The following is a 17,681-nucleotide window of genomic DNA, read 5'->3' on the forward strand; positions in this document are numbered from 1 at the left end:
ATTACTTAATGAGGATTACCGTTTTGGCTAAAAGAGTTAGATGGAATGACTGAATTTCATCGCGAAATAGTTTTCTTACAAATTTTGTGTTTAAGTGGCCTGTTGTCGAAATCAACAGCCTACTTATTTTTCAATCCTGCAAATCCCCAAATTGCAGTTTAATCAATGTCCATTAGCTCGAATAAGGCAAAAGACAGGTAGTCTTCTTTGAGTTCAGGATTATCCGGATGGTTTTTGGATAGGTATATTCCCTCTTCGGTTATAAAAGCATTGTCTGATAAAAATTTATCCTTACTAAATAAGGTTTCTCCAATAACATTCAACTCACTGTCCAAAATTAATATGGAGAAAAGTTTAGGCATAAATCTATACTTCATTATTTCCTCCTCACTCGTCACCTCAATTTCCGGATAACAAAACCTATAATAGACGTTTTTGAATTTATCGTAAAGAATACTTTTATAATTCGCCGCACTTGCATAGTATTTGTAATGTTGCTCTCGCGAACCAAACACGTCAAAGTTTTGGAAGCCATTGATGTATTTACTTTTTGAAAGTGCTGCTGTTAACCCGACCTGCATGGAATCTGAAGAGTACAACTTATGGTCAGAATGAAAAGAATAAACCCATCTGTCTATGCCTTTTGCAAAACTGAAATCAAAAAGTTTATACCCATCTTCCAAATAGTCATTGGGGTATTTATGATTCAAGAGTTTCGTCTCACCATTGTTTAGGTTGATGCTATAAGTCAGATGTCTTTTAGACAGCACCTCATTTGTTATTTCTTTATAATCATCAGCAGGACGTGTTTTCACCACTAACGCGTCAGCTATAACCACTACTGGAGATGAAAAGTAAGTGGAGTGTACAAATGGAGGGGTATGCATTTCTGGTACCTGAACTGTAATTTTATTCTTGATCGACTGACTTGTGTCGGTTAAATATATATCAGTACTAAACTGCTGAAAGAGAAATATACTGTCCAGATTGTGAATATGAAATGAAAAAATCCGACCAACGCCCTTGTTCCCTTCAACTGGGAATTTTAATCTTTTATGAAGGGATTTGTCTTTCAAATCATACATCTGTATCTCGTTGGAACTCCTATTAAGGTTAAACAACCAATCCTTAGAATCTTGGTAATGGACCAGTTGTGTACTTCTATTTACCGTTAATGAATCAATAGGTATTATTAAAGATTTTGAAGATTTAACTAATTCTTTTGATACCACAGACGCATCTGCTTTGCCCAGGTTTTCAGTCTTATTACAAGCAGAAACCATTGCTAAAAACAGGATGAATCCGGAGATTCTGTAAAGGATATTTTCACCCAATGTATTTTGTCTGCTGCTCATTTTGGTGCTTTTCATGAATTTGATGGTGCTACTTTCAAGTTTCGCCTTTTATATTGTGACTAATTATCTATTCAGATTACTTTCTTAGATGCGCTAATTTTAAATACAAAGAAATCATAAAACGCAGTCCTTATAATTTGCATTGACTAATTTATATAACTGATAATTTAGTACATATCACTTGAATTCACAATTATACCTAAATATTTAATTTATAAATTAAGTAGATTTTCTATTTGGTAATAGAGCCGCTTACCGAGAAGGAACAAGGTTATCCTGAAACAGGACTCAGGCTTATGACCGATCAGAAAACAGAATGTTTATCCGGTAGAAACACAAAACCACAGAACAATTTTCTAAAACATCAATGCCCACCTTCAATTATTTGCATAATTAAAATATTATGCCTAATTTTTATAACTTCTATAATTCATAAGTCATTAATCCAACTGTTTTAATTAGGCAAAATGAAGGTAAACCACGAACACCAACATTCCTTTTATGATGAAATGTATGATGAACATCAGACATTACGTGATCACTACTCTAGTTTCGGAGCGTTTATTGAAAACACTTCGGCCAAAAAGCTTAACCAATTACAATACTCAGCAGACAAGGCCCAGATGGCCATGGGAATGACCTTCAATGTCTATCATGACAAAGAGGGTTCAGAAAAAATTCTGCATTTGGACATCATTCCCCGAATTATTCCAGGAAACGACTGGCATAAGATAAACGAAGGTCTCAAGCAAAGGATTACAGCATTAAATCTCTTTCTACAAGACATCTACAATGACCAAAAGATTCTGAAAGACAAAGTAGTTCCTTCAGATTTAATTTTGGGGAGCAAAGATTTTCTGAAACCATGTATGGGCTTGACTCCACCAAAAGGCATCTGGTGTCACATTACAGGCACAGACCTGGTCAGGGACAATAACGGAGAGTTTTATATTTTAGAAGACAATTTGCGCTGTCCTTCAGGTGTCTCCTATATGTTGGAGAGCCGGGAAATCATTAAGCGTGCCTACCCAGATTTATTCAATAAACTAGGTGTAAGGCCCGTGTCAGATTATCCTGCAAAACTGCTAGAGATGTTGCAGTTTTTGTCTGACAAACCAAAACCCAAAATAGGTGTATTGACACCGGGTGTTTATAATTCCGCCTATTTTGAACATTCTTACCTGGCCCAGCAGATGGGGGTGGAATTGGTTTCCGGCCTGGATTTAATGGTTAAAGACAAAAAAGTTTACATGCAGACCACCAAGGGTTTGGAGCAAATAGATGTGCTTTACAGAAGGATAGATGATACTTTTCTCGACCCACAAGCTTTCAATCCAGACTCAATGTTAGGTGTTCCTGGTCTTTTTGAAGCTTATAAGGCTGGCAACATTGCTCTTGCCAATGCTCCTGGAACAGGTGTGGCAGATGACAAGGCGGTATATGCCTATGTGCCCAAAATAATAAAATACTACCTTGATCAGGATCCAATACTCCATAATGTACCTACATTTCTTTGTAGAGAGGAAAAAGATAGAAACCATGTATTAGAAAACATTGCTGACCTGGTGGTAAAAGAAACCAATGCCGCCGGAGGTTATGGCATGATGATAGGGCCTAAAGCTGATGCTGAAGAACATGAGAAATTCAGACAATTGGTCAAGTCAAATCCTAATAATTATATAGCCCAACCTACACTTTCACTTTCCACGGTACCGTCCATTGTAGACAATAAGACCATAGAGGGGAGGCATGTAGATTTAAGGCCTTATATCTTGTACGGAAGTGAAGTAGAAGTAATTCCCGGTGCCCTTACTCGGGTAGCGTTAAAAAAAGGTTCTCTTGTAGTCAATAGTTCTCAAGGTGGTGGAAGCAAAGACACCTGGGTATTGTATTAAATTAAACAAACGATATGTTAAGTAGAGTTGCAAATTCAATTTACTGGCTGGGGAGATACATGGAGCGGACTGAAAATTATGCCCGATTTATCAATGTTAATTTCAACCTAATGTTGGACTTACCCCCTGACTTAAAAGAACAATGGGAGCCTTTAATTATGGCCACAGGAGATCATGAGCTTTATAAATCCCGAAACCTAAGTTATAATATGCAGGAAGTCATTTACTTCCTGGCCTTTGATCAATCTAACCCAAATTCCATTATTTCTTCAATCTCCAAAGCCAGAGAGAATGCTAGAATGATTAGAGAGAACCTCACCAAGGAAACCTGGGAAAAATTAAATGAAACCTATCATTTTGTGAATAAAGCCTCGAATGAAAAAGTCTGGAAAAAGGAAGATCCCAGAGATTTTTTTGAGGAGGTAAAATCCCAAATCCTGCTTCTCTACGGATTGGCAGACAACACGGTGGCGCGCACAGAAGGCTGGTATTTTAGGCAGTTGGGTCAGTACCTGGAGAGAGCGGACAAAACCTCACGTATCCTGGATGTAAAATACCATATCTTACTCCCTTCCGCAGATGAAGTGGGTTCCCCTTTAGATTTTCTTCATTGGATGGCTTTGCTAAAATCTGTAACCGCTTTCAATACTTACAGAAGGCTCTATGGCAATATCTCTCCTTCAGGAGTTGTGGAATTTTTATTGCTGAATAAATACTTCCCCAGGTCTGTTTTCTTTTGCTTGAAAGAAGCAGAACAATGCCTCTATAAGATCTCGGGAGCCAATGGTGATGGGTATACTAATAGTGCTGAAAAAGCAATGGGAGAATTGCGTTCTAAGCTGGAATTCGATGATGTTAATGATATTATTTCCAGTGGTTTACATGAATACATCGAACACTTACAAATCAAAATTAATAATATATCAAATAAAATAAACGACAATTATTTCCAAATAAAAGATAACTTTGCCTCCCAAACGATGGGACAAGAATGACATTTTGTATTGGAATAAAGACAAAGGACGGAATTGTAGGTTTATCAGATACCCGAATCACTTCAGGAAATGACACTACCACTTCGAAGAAAGTATATACCGTAAATAGAAGAAAACACTCTTTCTTTATTATGACCTCTGGTCTTCGCTCTGTAAGAGACAAGGCGATTACCTATTTTGGAGAATTAATTGAAAAAAATGATTCTTCTTATGACAAGCTTTATAAAGCCGTCAATGGTTTTGCAGATCAGGTGAAACGTGTGGCTGAAGAGGACATGGCTTCACTGGAAAGTTCTGGGTTTTCCTTCAATTTGTTTTCCATCATCGGTGGACAACTTGAAGAGGACAAGGAACCAAAGCTCTATTTACTTTATCCCCAAGGAAATTGGATAGAAATCAGACAAGGAACACCATTCGTCATTATTGGCAACACTGGATTTGGTAACCCTGTTTTAAGGAGATCTCTCAAGTATGATGAACCGCTTTTACTCGCACTAAAAAGTGCCTTTCTGGCTTTCGATGCGACTAGAATCAGCTCAAATGATGTTGACTATCCAATAGACACCGTGGTTTTAGAAAACGACAGTTACAATATAGTTGAAAACCGATTTGAACAGCATGAATTAAATCATTTATCTGAGATTTGGAACGAATCACTAAAAGAAGCCATCCATAACCTTCCGGCAGAAGTCCTGGAAAAGGCATTCTCTCGAAAAGAGTTTGTGAAAAGTGAATGAGTGAATTTGAATTATGTTGTCTTTTCTAAATTAAATCAACAGCAATTATGCGTCTGAAAATACAACATACCACTACTTATGAATATCAAAAGCTGGTGAGGTTGAACCCTCATCACTTTTACCTTAAACCACTTCAAAGAAATCACCTGGAAATCAGTGCCTATTCGCTGGATATAAATCCCAAACCAGAGGGCATGAATGAAAGGTACAGCATTGAAGGAAACCCCTATTTTCAAGCCTGGTTTACAGGCGAGACGGAAAACATGGTGATCCAAGTAGATTTTCAGGTAAACACCAGTCACTTTAACCCCTTCCTCTTTCTAATGGATCAGTGGTTTTTGCAAAACTTCAACCCTGAAAATGACACTCCTTTTGCTTACCAGCAAAAAAATTTACCAATCTTAAATGCTTACCTCCTTCATAGCAATAACAATTTATTAAAGAGCTATGCGCTTGAAAAGCTGAAGACCAACGACCCTATCCAATTCTTGACACAATTGAATGCTGCCATTCATGCAGACTGGCACCATATCATTCGAGAAGAAGAAAATCTTTGGTCAGCAGCCAGAACCTTTGCTGCGGGGAAAGGCTCCTGCAGGGACCTATCCTTTATGTTAATAGAAATGTTAAGACATGTAGGCTTGGCTGCAAGGTTTGTCAGTGGCTATGCTTTCAATCCGGAATTGGAGGAAGGCCATGAACTTCATGCATGGGTAGAAACCTACCTGCCTGGTGCAGGATGGGTAGGATTGGATCCAAGTCTTGGGCTAATGGCAGATGAACATTATATCCCTCTTGCTGCCAGCTTTCTTCCAGAAAATACCCTCCCTGTCCATGGTTCTTTTGGTGGAGAAAATCTCAAACCTTCTACCCTACACACATCCGTTAGCATTCAACAACTTTAAAACAAGGAACAGACTAACCACCTCATTACTAAAGGATAAAGAAAGACAAAGCCTGCTACGGATTTAAAAGAAACACCCTGTTTTCTTAAAATGAAACGATAGAAACGAAATTTTATTAACCTTCTCACGTGATTTCCAGTTAAATAGGATAACATAAACTATCATGAGAAAAGTGGGAGGCACCTTATTTATCATCACATTACTATCAATTATTATTTTTTTAGATTGGTACGTTTTTCAAGGAATTAAAGCAATTTTACCCGCAGACTATTTGACGCAGGGTAAAATAATATATTGGACCATAGCTGGGGCAGTGGCTATTTGGTTAGGTTTCACCTTTTACACCATTATGCAGGAAGGCAAGATATCAACTGCTTCCCAGCAATCCCTTAACTTGTTTTTGGTCATTCTTGTCACCCAGCTAACCGTCATTGTTTTTCTTTTTGGAGAAGACATTGTCAGGGGGATTGGCTCTGTATATGGCTATGCGACAGGAGCTACAAATGAAGATGGATCGCTGATGGCTTCCAGAAGAAAGTTTATAAGCCAAATAGCTTTTGCAGTGGCGGCTATTCCTATGACAGGATTTATCTATGGAATCATTAAGGGTAAATATGATTTCAGAACCATCAAAAAACACTTTATTTTAAAGACCTTCCAGAGGCCTTTGACGGATTTACCATCACGCAGATCTCAGACATTCATGCTGGTAGTTTCACCGATTATGATGCGGTAAAAAAAGGGGCTGACATGGCAGCTGCCCAGCAGTCTGATCTTTTTGTATTTACTGGCGACCTGGTCAATCACAAAGCAGATGAAATTGATCCAATGATTGATATTTTCTCGAAAATAAAAGCACCCTTTGGGCAATTTTCTATCTTGGGAAACCATGATTATGGAGATTATACTTCCTGGCCTAGTCCAGAAGCTAAAGTGAAAAATCTTCAATCGTTGAAAGAAAAACACAAAATAATGGGCTTTGACCTTTTACTTGACGAGAACAGGGTAATAGAGAAAGATGGACAAAAAATAAGTTTATTGGGAGTAGAAAACTGGGGCTTGGGCTTTCAGTCTAAGGGGGATCTTGAAAAATCCCTTCGAAACGTTCCTGACGATGCCTTTAAAGTTTTACTCTCACATGACCCTACCCATTGGGACGAGCAAGTAAAAAATCACCCCAAAGACATACACCTGACACTTAGTGGGCATACCCATGGTATGCAAATAGGCATAGAAACGCCTTTTGTACGTTGGAGCCCTGCGCAATATCGCTATACCAACTGGGCAGGGATAGCTGAGCAGGCAGGGAAATACCTATACGTGAACCGAGGTTTTGGTTTCCATGCCTTTGCCGGTAGAGTGGGAATCTGGCCTGAGATTACTGTAATAGAATTGAAAAAGGGATAAACCACAAACCAAAACAATGCTATAATCAATAGCATTGGGTTCTAACCCATGGATTAGATAAATGCATGAGACATGATTTTGTGTTAGCTAACTAGCGAAACTTAATATCTTCGAAAACGGATTAAAATTTAACTGACCCTCGCTGACCTGATAGAAACCAATAGGCGAGTGGTACAAAATACAAAGCAGTAAAAGTACCTATCGTCAGTCCTCCTATAACAGAAAAAACCAGCGGCCTTTGCAAATCTGCTCCCAAACCAGCACCAAATACTACAGGGCTCAATGCCAGAATGGTGGTGACTGATGTCATCACAATTGGCTTCAGCCTTATTTCACCAGCATGATACAATGCTTTGACCAGGGCTTCTCTTGCAAGTAATCCCTCTTTCGTCTGGTAAGTCACTTTTAGCCGGTTTATGGTGTCGATCTTTAGGATAGCATCATTGACCATGATCCCCAACATCACTACCAAGCCTATAGCCGACATTACATTTAAGGAAGTACCTGAAAGCCATAGCACCAAAAAGGCCCCTCCCACTCCTAGAGGAAGTGTGAATACAACAATAAGCGGTTGTAGAAAACTCTCAAACTGAGCCGCCAGAATAAAATAAAGCAACAGAATGGAGATCATCAAAATCCCCATCAACTGCTTGATGGTTTCCTGGTCCTGAAAATACTGACCTGCAAAACCAACCGCGAGGTTTCTTTCGACACCCCAAGACAGAATGTCTGCCTCATGACTTTCCGGCTCGGACACATCGAGGTTTAGGGATTGATAAATGCCCGCCCTGTCTGAGGTTACAAATTTATAATGGGAATCATAAGAAAACGCAATGAATTCATCCAAAGCGTAGGCAACCCCTTCTTCTCCATAGATATAATTGCGCTTCAATAGCGTCTGAAAATCCAATTGATCATTCCTTAACTGAATGGGTATAATTTCGCCGAATTGACGAATATCAGTAATCAGGTAATTGCCAAATAGTTGTTCTATTGTGGTGATCAAATCGTCTACTCCCAGACCATATAAAGCCAACTTCTCAAGATCGGTTTTGAAAATCACAGAGGATCCTTCTTGCAGACCTGGCCCCTTGGACACGCCTGCTAATGGGAATTCTTCCATCCATAAATTCATTTGGCTCGGGCTAATCGGCTTTTGAGATTCTAACTGCTTTAAGCGCACCTCAAAATAAGGTTTGTTTGAATTGAACAGTTGGTCGAAGGCATTGGGAGCATCTTTTATTTCTAAGCTGGCTTTTGGGAAATTTTGGCGGAAAAAATCCCGAAGTTGATTGCTGACATTTTCTTTGTCATTATTATTGGCAAACATCAGGTAAAGGTCGGCTTGTTGAATGGCATTTTCACCTTCATACAAAATGAATTGCCTTAACCCTAAATCACTCTCAGCCACAGTAAACTTACCCTCCAATTGGCCAAGTAGATTTTGAATCCGGTCTCTATTTTGGCTTGCGTCGATAGATTCGTTCCAATCCAAAGAAATCAAAACGTCAAACTTCTCTATTGGTGGCAAACCTTCTACTTTCAAGAATTTGACAGTGGCCAACAGCAATGGAATCATCAGAAACAAAACCAGCAAAGACAAGCCGGGACGAGAAAACAACTTCTGGTAAATTATTTTATACCCTCTTAGCATTCCCTTGAAAAGACGACTGTCTTCTTTGATCGTACTTTTCGTTTTATTTTTGAACAACAAGAAATACAATAAGGGAAGTAAAATAAAAGCTACCAATAAAGAGACACAAAGTATGGCAGCCACAGATACTGCCTGATCATAAAACAAGGCTCCTGCCACACCACTTAAAAAGACCAATGGAACAAACACAGCCAATGTCGTAAGCACAGAACTGATAAGGGCGGACTGAACTTCATTTACACCACTTACACAAGCCTCAAACAGCGGCAATCCTTCCTCACGCTTTCGATTGATATTGTCCAAAACGATAATGGCATTGTCAATTAGCATCCCCAGCCCCAGGGCCAGACCACTCAAAGAGATCACATTTATGGAGATGTCGAAAAAATAAAATACCATGAAGCTGATCACAAGAGAGGCCGGTAGGCTTATCCCTATAATGATTGGTGTTCGGTAATTGCCCATGAAAACGAACAGAATAGCGAATGCAAACAAACCTCCGAAGAGCAAACTGGTTTGCAGGTTATTGATCCCAGCATTTAACAAAGAGGACTGGTCTTGGGTCAATTCAAAATCTACCTGCTCGTAATCGGCTTTAAACAATTCCACTGCCTCATGAATCAGCGGCATGGTTTCATTCATTTTAGCTGAAGTTTGTTTGTGCACCGTCACTACAAGTCCTTCTTTGCCTTGAAACAAATGAAAACCTGTTGGTTTGGCAAGGGAATGGTTAACATCAGCTACTTTTGATAGGGTTACGGTATTTCCTGATGGCCCCCTGATGGGGAGGTTGCCAACGTCTTCAGCCGTTTCAAGTCTGGAAGCCAAACGTAAATAATACCTGAATTGTCCATCCTCCACACTTATGCCTGGCAGTTCACTGTTTCCGTCCTTGATGGCACTGATTAAGTCTGCTTCTTTAAGGCCTAAACCAGTCATCACAGGTTTGTTTGGCGTGACGGTAATCACCTTTTCCTGCCGGCCATTGATGTCTACCAGCGCCACGCCTTCCAGTTGTTCCAACCTCTTTTTGATCACATTCTCTGTGAGCATCGAAACTTCAGCGAAATCAACACCTTCTTTTGGAATTATTTGTAACCGAACAATTGGGATATCATTGGAATTGATTCGAACCACTTGTGGCCGGGGCATGTCATTCGGAAGGCTGTTGGTAAGCCTGTCAATTTTTTCATTGACTTCAATATAAGCCAGCTCCATCCTTGTCTGGAAATCAAAGGTCAACCGAACATCCCCGACTTCAGAACCTGCCTTGCTTTCTAAATCTTGCAGGCCATTTAAAGTAACCATGCCTTCCCTGATAGGTTCCAGCACATTCTGTTCTATGGACTCAGGGGAAGAGTTGGGATAGTTTACTTTAATGACAATCTGAGGCACATCTATAGGAGGCAGCAATGAAATTGGCAATGTTCGAAACAAAATCACACTAAAAATAAGGAAGGCCAGAAAGGTCATTCCAACAGCTATCGGTCTTGAGAGTAAAAATCTAACCATAGCTTATTCTGTTGTTATCTCCACTGACGCCTGATGTCCTAGCTGCACGTTATTGCTCACAATAACTGTTTGATCAGCTTCAAGCCCATCCAATACTTCAATTTCTCTTCCATTGTCCTTCCCTACCTCTATATAATTCCATATGGCTTCATTATTATCTATCGTAAAGACTACAGGCCGACCAGATCGATAAACCACCGCTTCTTTTGGGACAACGAGGTTATTGTTTTGTGGCGCCCTGATTACAGCTCTGGCATTCATTCCCGGCAATAGGCTTCCACCTTTGCTGAGCTTCAGAGTAACCTGAACCAGTCCGTTTTCATCCACCTTAGGGTTAATGCTTATTACCGTTCCGGAAATACTTTCACTTGCTCCTGTTACGGGATAAATTTCTGCTTTATGCCCTTTTTTCACATAGCCAATATCCGACTCCAAAACTTTTACTTTCATTTCTAATAAACCAGTGCTTAATACCAAACAGATCTCATCACCTGCATTGACAAGACTTCCTTTTTAAGTTTCAAGTCTGCTATTGCACCTGTGATGGGTGCTTTAACTTCAGTTTTATTAAGGTTATTTTCAGCCTCTCTTACAGCAATTTCTGCTGCTAATAACCCACTAGAAGCCTTCCAGAATTCATCCCTGGCATTTCTGTCCAGGTCTTCCGAAAAGGTGGTTTCTACCGTGGAAACTATTTTTAGGCTCCGATACTCTGCACTTGCAGTTCGAAGGCCCACTTGAGCTTTGTCCCATTCCAGCTGGCTGTCTGTCCTGTCAAGCAATGCGATAATCTGCCCCTCTTTCACTTGCTGCCCTTCTTCAACTTTGAGATCAATAAGATAACCGCTACGTTCTACAATGGACATGACTTCATTTTCTGCTTCTATTTTCCCCGAAGCATTGATCAGGTAATCAAAGGACTTTTTTTGAGAAACACCGACCTTCACAGGGGTAGCTTTAACTTCATCGCGAAAAGTCTCCATAGGGATTTCCTCTATCTCTTGGGTTTCTTCACTACAGGCGAAAAAGAAAATTAAGGAACAAAATAAGAGTGTTTTGTTCATGTCTATGTTTAGCTAAGGGTTAATATTATTTTGAAGAAAGAATGGAAAGAATATAATTAACTAAAAATTTAAATCTCATGCAAATATTGACTCTTAATTTTGTTAAAAAAGCAATAAAATCCTAAACATATCCTCTAAGAATCAGGCATTAGAAATTTTTTAGACCTTATAGGCACAAGTACAATTGCAGTAAGTCGGCAAGAACAAAGGGCACTTAAACAAGGATTTAAAGACATGGAAAAATGGAAGGCAATGAAGGTAACTTGTCTGAATTTGGTAATTTATCTGATTTCTGTAAGTTAAACCCACTGCTGCTTTTATTGAAGCCCTACCGACTTCGTGAAAAAGGCAAGAAATCGCCCAAAATAGAATTTACTCCCACAAATTTGCAAGCTTTTTTAGCCCGAATTCTAAGACATAGAAACCTAACCCGAGGGATCATTTCAGTATTATTGAGCTTTGGGATATAAACAAAAAAAATCCGGGTTGAATAATTCAACCCGGATTTGTAATCTTTCAATCTGAAACCTTATTTTAATACTTTTTCATCAGCATGCATAAATTCAGGATCATCTTCTTTATAATTCACATGGATTATAGGGCTGGCCTTGTGTAGCAATGCCCTACTGGATGTATCAAGGTGTCTGATATAAACCGTTTTTCCCAATTTGCTGTAACGCTCAGTCACTTTATGAACAGCCTCTAGGCCGGAATGATCCACAATTCTACTTTCCTCAAAATCAATAATAATTTCATCAGGATCATTTAATGGATCAAATTTCTCACCGAAAGCTGTTACTGAACCAAAAAACAAGGGGCCAAAAATATCATAATGTTTAATCCCTTCTTCATCAACACGTTTTCTAGCACGAATCATTTTAGAATTTTTCCAGGCAAAAACCAATGCGGCTATAATTACTCCGATCAATACTGCCAAGGCAAGATTGTGTAAAAATACGGTGACCAAGGTTACCAGAATCATTACCAATACATCTGATTTAGGCACTTTTCTAAAAACCTTAAAGGAAGCCCATTCAAAAGTTCCTATCGCTACCATAAACATCAACCCTACCAAGGCTGCCATTGGCACCATTTCTATATAAGAGGAGAAGAACAAAATAAAGGTAAGTAGACCCAAGGCAGCTACTATTCCAGAAAGCCGGTTTCTACCTCCTGCATTCACGTTGATTAGTGACTGGCCGATCATGGCACATCCACCCATTCCTCCGAAGAATCCTGTAGTGACATTCGCTACTCCCTGAGCAATACATTCTTTGTTGCCACTTCCTCGTGTTTCAGTAATCTCGTCTACAAGGGTTAGTGTTAGCAAACTTTCTATCAAACCTACACCAGCCATAATGGCCGCATAAGGTAAAATGATCCAAAAGGTCTCCATTGTTAAAGATACCATTGGGATGTGAAATTCAGGAAGACCACCAGATATAGAGGCCATGTCGCCTACTGTTCGCGTATCTAAATTTCCGAAAATCACTATTAAAGTAACGGTAAGAATCGCCACTAAAGCTGAAGGAACTACTTTGGTCAACAAGGGCAAAAATTTGATGATAATCATGGTTACCAACACTAGTCCTAGCATTAGGTATAGCGGATAACCCGTCATCCATTCGGCAATGCCCTGGGCATTTACTGTTTTAAATTGTGAAAACTGGGCGGTAAAAATAATAATCGCCAAACCATTGACAAACCCAAACATAACTGGATGGGGAACCAATCGAATAAGTTTCCCAAGTTTCAGTACGCCTACCAATATTTGAATCAATCCCATTAATACTACTGCAGCAAAAAGGTACTCAACCCCATGATCGATCACCAATGCTACCACTACTACCGCTATGGCTCCAGTAGCTCCTGAAATCATCCCAGGTCTACCTCCTAAAATAGAAGTGATTAATCCAATGATAAAAGCTGTATATAATCCTATCAAAGGGCTAACTCCTGCGATAAGAGAGAAGGCTACCGCTTCGGGAACCAAAGCCAAGGCAACAGTTAAACCTGAAAGAACTTCATCTTTTAGATTGGCTTCTTTTGGTTTGAATAAGTTGTAAAAGGCCTGTGTCATGGATTTGAATTATAGGTGAATTTTTAATTAAAGCATTGATAAATTTAAAAAATTGTCATTTATCCCATTTCTGGCAAATAAATAAGGTGCAAAGATATTAAAATAATGTTTAATTAAAATATAATTTGGTTTTTTAGGAAGGGAATAAACTGAAGGCAAGCCAAATAGCAGTCCATGCTACTGTTCTACAACATAGGTATAAATCAATTGACTGATTTTCGCAATGCTTTCTTTACCTACTTCTTCATCCTTAAGATTTTTACTCAGAATGACCAATACATAGCGTTTACCATTGACCAAATCCACAATAGCAGCATCATGCTGTACCCCCGTAATGGATCCGGTTTTGTGTGCTATTTTTGCCGTTTTGGGTAAATATTTTGGGATCAATCCATTGAAATGTTGATCGGAGAGAATTTCCATCATATTGCCGGAACCAACCACCTTACCTTTGGCAATGGCCTCCATGATAAGCATCATGTCCAGGGCAGTGGTGGTATTGCTTAAACCTGCTTCAAAAGCTTTAAGATCCTCCACTCCCCGAAGCACCTGAATGTCTAGCGCCCCCAAATCCCGCATGGTTTGTGTTACATTTTCTGCCCCTACCTCTTCGATCAGGATATTAGTTGCGAGGTTACTACTTTTAATAATCATCTGGTACATCAATTCGTACCTGCTGCCTTTTTCACCGATTCGACTGTACAAGGCTTCCTGACTGTCAACACCAAGGTCCATGCTGTAAGCACTACCATCCAGAATGCTCTTAAACTCATTTCGTATCAATATGGAATCTTGCAAGGAAAATTTCCCTGCAGCCGATTGTTTAAAAAGTTCGATCATGACAGGTGTTTTCATGGTACTGGCAGCATGAAACACCTCTTTTTCATTTATGAATAATTCCTTACCAGAATCATCCAATAACCTAAAGGCAAGGCCAAAATCTCCTTCTACCCCCTGCATCAGGTCTCGAATTCCATTCTCCAATTGGTTCAAATCCTGTTTTTCCTTTGAACCGGCACAGGAAAGCAACAAAAATAAAGGCAACAACAAGTACAAATTCATAGCATATTTTGTCTAATATAATACCAGCACCCAGGCCATAACGGCCAAGAAAGCCACTATTGGACCAAGAACAATATAGAAAAGCCCCCCAGTCCTGAAATCTTTTTGCTCCACCATCCCTGTTGCAAAGGCAATGGCATTTGCGGGAGTAGAAACGGGAAGTAACAAAGAGCAAGAGCAGCTAAAGGCAACCATCACCGGCCCTGCAATGCCATAAATCCCTGGTAGGGCAAGACTCAGCGGAACCAGTATGGAGGCTGCAGCCGTATTGCTCATGACATTGGATAACAGAACCGCTACCAGGCAAAAGATAATGGCTATAAAAACTTTGGGCAAAGGCAGTGCATTGATTTTTTGCATGACGATTTCCGCCAAACCCACCTCCACCAAGGCAATGCCCAGGGCAAGCCCACCAGCCACCAACATGAGGGTATCCCAAGGGAGACTACGTACATGCTCCGAATGAATCACCTGGGTCATAGTAAGTAATACTATGGGAATTGCGGAAGTGGCTGCGACAGGAATTCCGTGTAAGGGCTCGGTCAGCCACATCAACACGGTAATAAACAAAGTGACAATTACTGCATTTTTTTCAAATCGACTTACATTCCCTGTGGCTTTGGGTAAAAGGGAAAGATCAAGTTTAACGTCAGAGAAATCCTGGGTTTTGCAGAGAAATTTCCAAAACAGCCATACCAATAGCAATCCGGTAGGAAAACCTACGACCATCCAATCCACAAAGGTTATGCTAATGCCCTTTTCCTGTAATGCCCCTACAGCAATCGCATTGGGTGTGCTCCCGATTATAGTACCTATCCCTCCTACCGATGCCGAAGCAGGAATAGCCGTCAGCAAAGCCTTGCCATAAGGTGCGTTTTTACCAATTAATCTTACCAAGGGGATTATAGAGGAAATCATCATGGCGGTGGTAGCAGTATTGGACATGATCATGCTCGCAATGGCCGTAGTCATCATCAATCCCAGCAATAAGCCCTCTGGCTTTTGGCCAAACTTTTTGACGGTAAACTGAAACAGTTGCTGATCCAATTCTACCAAACTCATGGCTTTTGCCAGAAAAAAGCCTCCCAATAGTAGCCATATCACATTGCTGGTCCAGGTACTTATATAGAGCTCGGCCGGCATGGTTTTGTCAAAAAAGAAATCAGTACTAAACCCCAGCAATAAGGTAGCAATGATGAAAATTCCCACTGCAAAAGGAGGCAAAGCCTCGGATATCCAGAGTCCTATTGCCAGTATACTGATAAAAAAACGAAATTGACAGGGGGATCGTAGCCTATTTTACTGAAAAAATAGGTCACTAATAATGCGATCAGGAAATTACCAATAAAGGTAGAGGTACTGAAAACCCAATTTAACTTGAGTTTCCTGTAGAGAATCCTGGCTCCGCTTCTGGAATCGGCGTCGAACATGCACTGTTGGCTTTAAGGATAAAAAATAAGGTTAGCAATACACATCATAAATGACATAGGAAGGAGCAAGCTTTGACCTTTTCCAACCTTGAGGCAATTTAACCCTTTTTTGAAAAGTATACCGTCTCATCCAATCAAAATAGACTGGTCTTTCTTAGCTACTTCGGCTGGCGGTAGTTTCTGATTTAAAAAATAAATTGAAACAAAAAACAGGCTGTAGGGTTAATAAAAGCATTCCTTGGCACCTTTATTGATTAAAAGCAGGCAAGAACTGTTACTTTCAGGTAAAAAAAATTATTTATTTTGTAGCTACAACCTATTAACTACCAAACAATTAAACAGAGATTTAACACTGAAAGCAAAATAATTTACTGCGCTAGCGATCCAAAAAAAGATAACTGTTCGTATATGCTTTTATAAATAGCAAAACAGCTGAGATAAAAGTATTAACATGCTTTAAACCGTTTTCAGACAGTATTTCGGAAAGGTGATTTTTTTAGCTTATATAGTTCAGAGGCCATGGTTACGACTCCATGGCCTTTTTTTATTTTAATATGTGTAGCACAATTTGCCAAAGGCATTCATTATCATTATTAAAATCAGTCAAACCTTACCCTTATAAATTTAATTTCGACTCAGTGCCACCACAAAATCATCATTCCGAGGCTTAGGGAGGGCATTGAGTGAAGAAAGCCGCGGGAATCCCCAGCCAAGAGAATATCACGTCTTCCTTACCTCGCCCCTCTAAAGTAGTCGGAGTCATGCTTAAGTATTTTTTTTATAAAACGATCATACCACGATGGCTGGTTATAAGGCAAATCCATGAAAGGATTGTCCAGGTTTCCCTTCCACAAGGTTTATTAACTGCTAAAAAATATTTAGGTTTTGGAACCAAATTTGTGTTAGCTTTGTCAACTCATCTCAAATGGGGCTGACCGGTTTTGACAGTAGGAGTGAAGATTGGGCTCGCATGCAGGCTGGAGTATGTACTGCCTTGAACGATTCATACAAACCATAATTGGCGAATCTAATTACGCCATGGCTGCGTAATCTTACCCTTAGGGGACTAGATAATGCTTAAAGGGTTGAGTTTCGATAGATGCTCCCCGGCCACATCCCGCAACCCTGTGTCTTTTCGGGGTTGATACTGGGGTGTCGATAAGGAAGGACTAGTGCTTGTGATGCTGCTAATCAGGTGCGAAATTAAGCAGATAAGCTGAAAGTAGGTGTGTCAACCAGCGGCTTTCGGTCGACAATTCAATAGTTGACTAAGCATGTAGACGGTACGGTGTTTCCCTATCTGGACGCGGGTTCGACTCCCGCCAGCTCCACAAAAGAAGCCCTGATTACTTTAAAAAGTAGTCAGGGCTTTTGTTTTTTATTAGTAATGCGATTCATCAATATTAGAATTAACAAAATCCCCCTTCAAAAAAGAGGGACTGAGAGCTTGTCCCGACCAAAGTCGGGAGGGATTTCTGATGCAAACAACTATAAAATATCAAGTTGAAATAGAATTACTTTCCCGTATAAATCCCTTGCCCCCTTCAAGGGGAGTTGCGGCAAAAGAAATTTTATTGCTGAATTG

Annotated in this window: 13 protein-coding genes and 1 other RNA gene; 7 read left to right on the forward strand and 7 right to left on the reverse strand. The window is 39.9% G+C overall.

Annotated features, from left to right (window positions below; genetic code table 11):
- Positions 1-158: 158 nt before the first annotated feature.
- Positions 159-1,370 (reverse strand): DUF4221 family protein, encoded by a 1,212-nt coding sequence (locus ADICYQ_RS13265; protein ID WP_040416152.1) that lies wholly within the window; start codon positions 1,368-1,370, stop codon positions 159-161.
- A 452-nt stretch (positions 1,371-1,822) separates the two neighbouring features.
- Between ADICYQ_RS13265 and ADICYQ_RS13270 the strand changes: the two genes are divergently transcribed.
- The 6 genes from ADICYQ_RS13270 to ADICYQ_RS29745 all read left to right on the forward strand — a co-directional run bounded on the left by ADICYQ_RS13270 (position 1,823) and on the right by ADICYQ_RS29745 (position 7,294).
- Positions 1,823-3,250, forward strand: coding sequence for a circularly permuted type 2 ATP-grasp protein (locus tag ADICYQ_RS13270; RefSeq protein ID WP_020888959.1), 1,428 nt, complete (start codon positions 1,823-1,825; stop codon positions 3,248-3,250).
- A gap of 14 nt (positions 3,251-3,264) precedes the next feature.
- Entirely contained in the window at positions 3,265-4,245 is a 981-nt protein-coding gene (locus ADICYQ_RS13275; RefSeq protein WP_020888960.1) for an alpha-E domain-containing protein, read from the forward strand.
- Positions 4,242-4,982 carry a proteasome-type protease gene (locus ADICYQ_RS13280; protein WP_020888961.1) on the forward strand — a complete coding sequence of 247 codons (741 nt, stop codon included), beginning with the start codon at positions 4,242-4,244 and terminating at the stop codon, positions 4,980-4,982. The genes ADICYQ_RS13275 and ADICYQ_RS13280 overlap by 4 nt, the downstream gene beginning before the upstream one ends.
- Before the next feature lie 47 nt (positions 4,983-5,029).
- On the forward strand, positions 5,030-5,887 hold the full coding sequence (locus tag ADICYQ_RS13285) for a transglutaminase family protein (protein ID WP_040416155.1): 858 nt from the start codon (positions 5,030-5,032) through the stop codon (positions 5,885-5,887).
- Positions 5,888-6,050: 163 nt separating this feature from the next.
- Complete coding sequence (locus ADICYQ_RS29740; protein WP_020888963.1) at positions 6,051-6,623, forward strand: hypothetical protein; 573 nt, start codon at positions 6,051-6,053, stop codon at positions 6,621-6,623.
- Positions 6,587-7,294 carry a metallophosphoesterase gene (locus ADICYQ_RS29745; RefSeq protein WP_316929306.1) on the forward strand — a complete coding sequence of 236 codons (708 nt, stop codon included), beginning with the start codon at positions 6,587-6,589 and terminating at the stop codon, positions 7,292-7,294. The genes ADICYQ_RS29740 and ADICYQ_RS29745 overlap by 37 nt, the downstream gene beginning before the upstream one ends.
- Before the next feature lie 121 nt (positions 7,295-7,415).
- Here the strand turns inward: ADICYQ_RS29745 and ADICYQ_RS13295 are convergent, their stop codons facing one another.
- The 6 genes from ADICYQ_RS13295 to ADICYQ_RS13320 form a co-directional block, all read right to left on the reverse strand.
- A complete protein-coding gene (locus tag ADICYQ_RS13295) occupies positions 7,416-10,460 on the reverse strand; it encodes an efflux RND transporter permease subunit (RefSeq protein WP_040416158.1) in 3,045 nt (1,014 codons plus the stop codon).
- Positions 10,461-10,463: 3 nt separating this feature from the next.
- Positions 10,464-10,910, reverse strand: a complete 447-nt coding sequence (locus ADICYQ_RS29750) for an efflux RND transporter periplasmic adaptor subunit (protein WP_020888966.1) — start codon at positions 10,908-10,910, stop codon at positions 10,464-10,466.
- Positions 10,911-10,927: 17 nt separating this feature from the next.
- Positions 10,928-11,524: an efflux RND transporter periplasmic adaptor subunit gene (locus ADICYQ_RS29755; protein ID WP_020888967.1), complete on the reverse strand. Its 597-nt coding sequence runs from the start codon at positions 11,522-11,524 to the stop codon at positions 10,928-10,930.
- A gap of 529 nt (positions 11,525-12,053) precedes the next feature.
- The gene (locus ADICYQ_RS13310) at positions 12,054-13,604 is read right to left on the reverse strand and encodes a SulP family inorganic anion transporter (protein WP_020888969.1); all 1,551 of its coding nucleotides are present in this window, start codon (positions 13,602-13,604) and stop codon (positions 12,054-12,056) included.
- Positions 13,605-13,781: 177 nt separating this feature from the next.
- Complete coding sequence (locus tag ADICYQ_RS13315; RefSeq protein WP_020888971.1) at positions 13,782-14,666, reverse strand: serine hydrolase; 885 nt, start codon at positions 14,664-14,666, stop codon at positions 13,782-13,784.
- Between the two features lie 12 nt (positions 14,667-14,678).
- Positions 14,679-15,890 (reverse strand): SLC13 family permease, encoded by a 1,212-nt coding sequence (locus tag ADICYQ_RS13320; RefSeq protein ID WP_020888972.1) that lies wholly within the window; start codon positions 15,888-15,890, stop codon positions 14,679-14,681.
- A 1,133-nt stretch (positions 15,891-17,023) separates the two neighbouring features.
- Between ADICYQ_RS13320 and ssrA the strand changes: the two genes are divergently transcribed.
- Positions 17,024-17,430: a transfer-messenger RNA gene (gene ssrA / locus ADICYQ_RS26795) on the forward strand.
- The last annotated feature ends 251 nt before the right edge of the window (positions 17,431-17,681 follow it).

This window comes from Cyclobacterium qasimii M12-11B (genome assembly GCF_000427295.1).
In the GTDB taxonomy this organism is placed as follows: Bacteria; Bacteroidota; Bacteroidia; order Cytophagales; family Cyclobacteriaceae; genus Cyclobacterium; species Cyclobacterium qasimii.

Bases quoted from the DNA above. Each gene is read 5' to 3' on its own strand.
- ADICYQ_RS13280 (WP_020888961.1), top strand. From the start codon at position 4,242: ATGACATTTTGTATTGGAATAAAGACAAAGGACGGAATTGTAGGTTTA.
- ADICYQ_RS13315 (WP_020888971.1), bottom strand. From the start codon at position 14,666: ATGAATTTGTACTTGTTGTTGCCTTTATTTTTGTTGCTTTCCTGTGCC.
- ADICYQ_RS29740 (WP_020888963.1), top strand. From the start codon at position 6,051: ATGAGAAAAGTGGGAGGCACCTTATTTATCATCACATTACTATCAATT.
- ADICYQ_RS13270 (WP_020888959.1), top strand. From the start codon at position 1,823: ATGAAGGTAAACCACGAACACCAACATTCCTTTTATGATGAAATGTAT.
- ADICYQ_RS13295 (WP_040416158.1), bottom strand. From the start codon at position 10,460: ATGGTTAGATTTTTACTCTCAAGACCGATAGCTGTTGGAATGACCTTT.
- ADICYQ_RS13285 (WP_040416155.1), top strand. From the start codon at position 5,030: ATGCGTCTGAAAATACAACATACCACTACTTATGAATATCAAAAGCTG.
- ADICYQ_RS13265 (WP_040416152.1), bottom strand. From the start codon at position 1,370: ATGAAAAGCACCAAAATGAGCAGCAGACAAAATACATTGGGTGAAAAT.
- ADICYQ_RS29755 (WP_020888967.1), bottom strand. From the start codon at position 11,524: ATGAACAAAACACTCTTATTTTGTTCCTTAATTTTCTTTTTCGCCTGT.
- ADICYQ_RS13310 (WP_020888969.1), bottom strand. From the start codon at position 13,604: ATGACACAGGCCTTTTACAACTTATTCAAACCAAAAGAAGCCAATCTA.
- ADICYQ_RS29750 (WP_020888966.1), bottom strand. From the start codon at position 10,910: ATGAAAGTAAAAGTTTTGGAGTCGGATATTGGCTATGTGAAAAAAGGG.
- ADICYQ_RS13275 (WP_020888960.1), top strand. From the start codon at position 3,265: ATGTTAAGTAGAGTTGCAAATTCAATTTACTGGCTGGGGAGATACATG.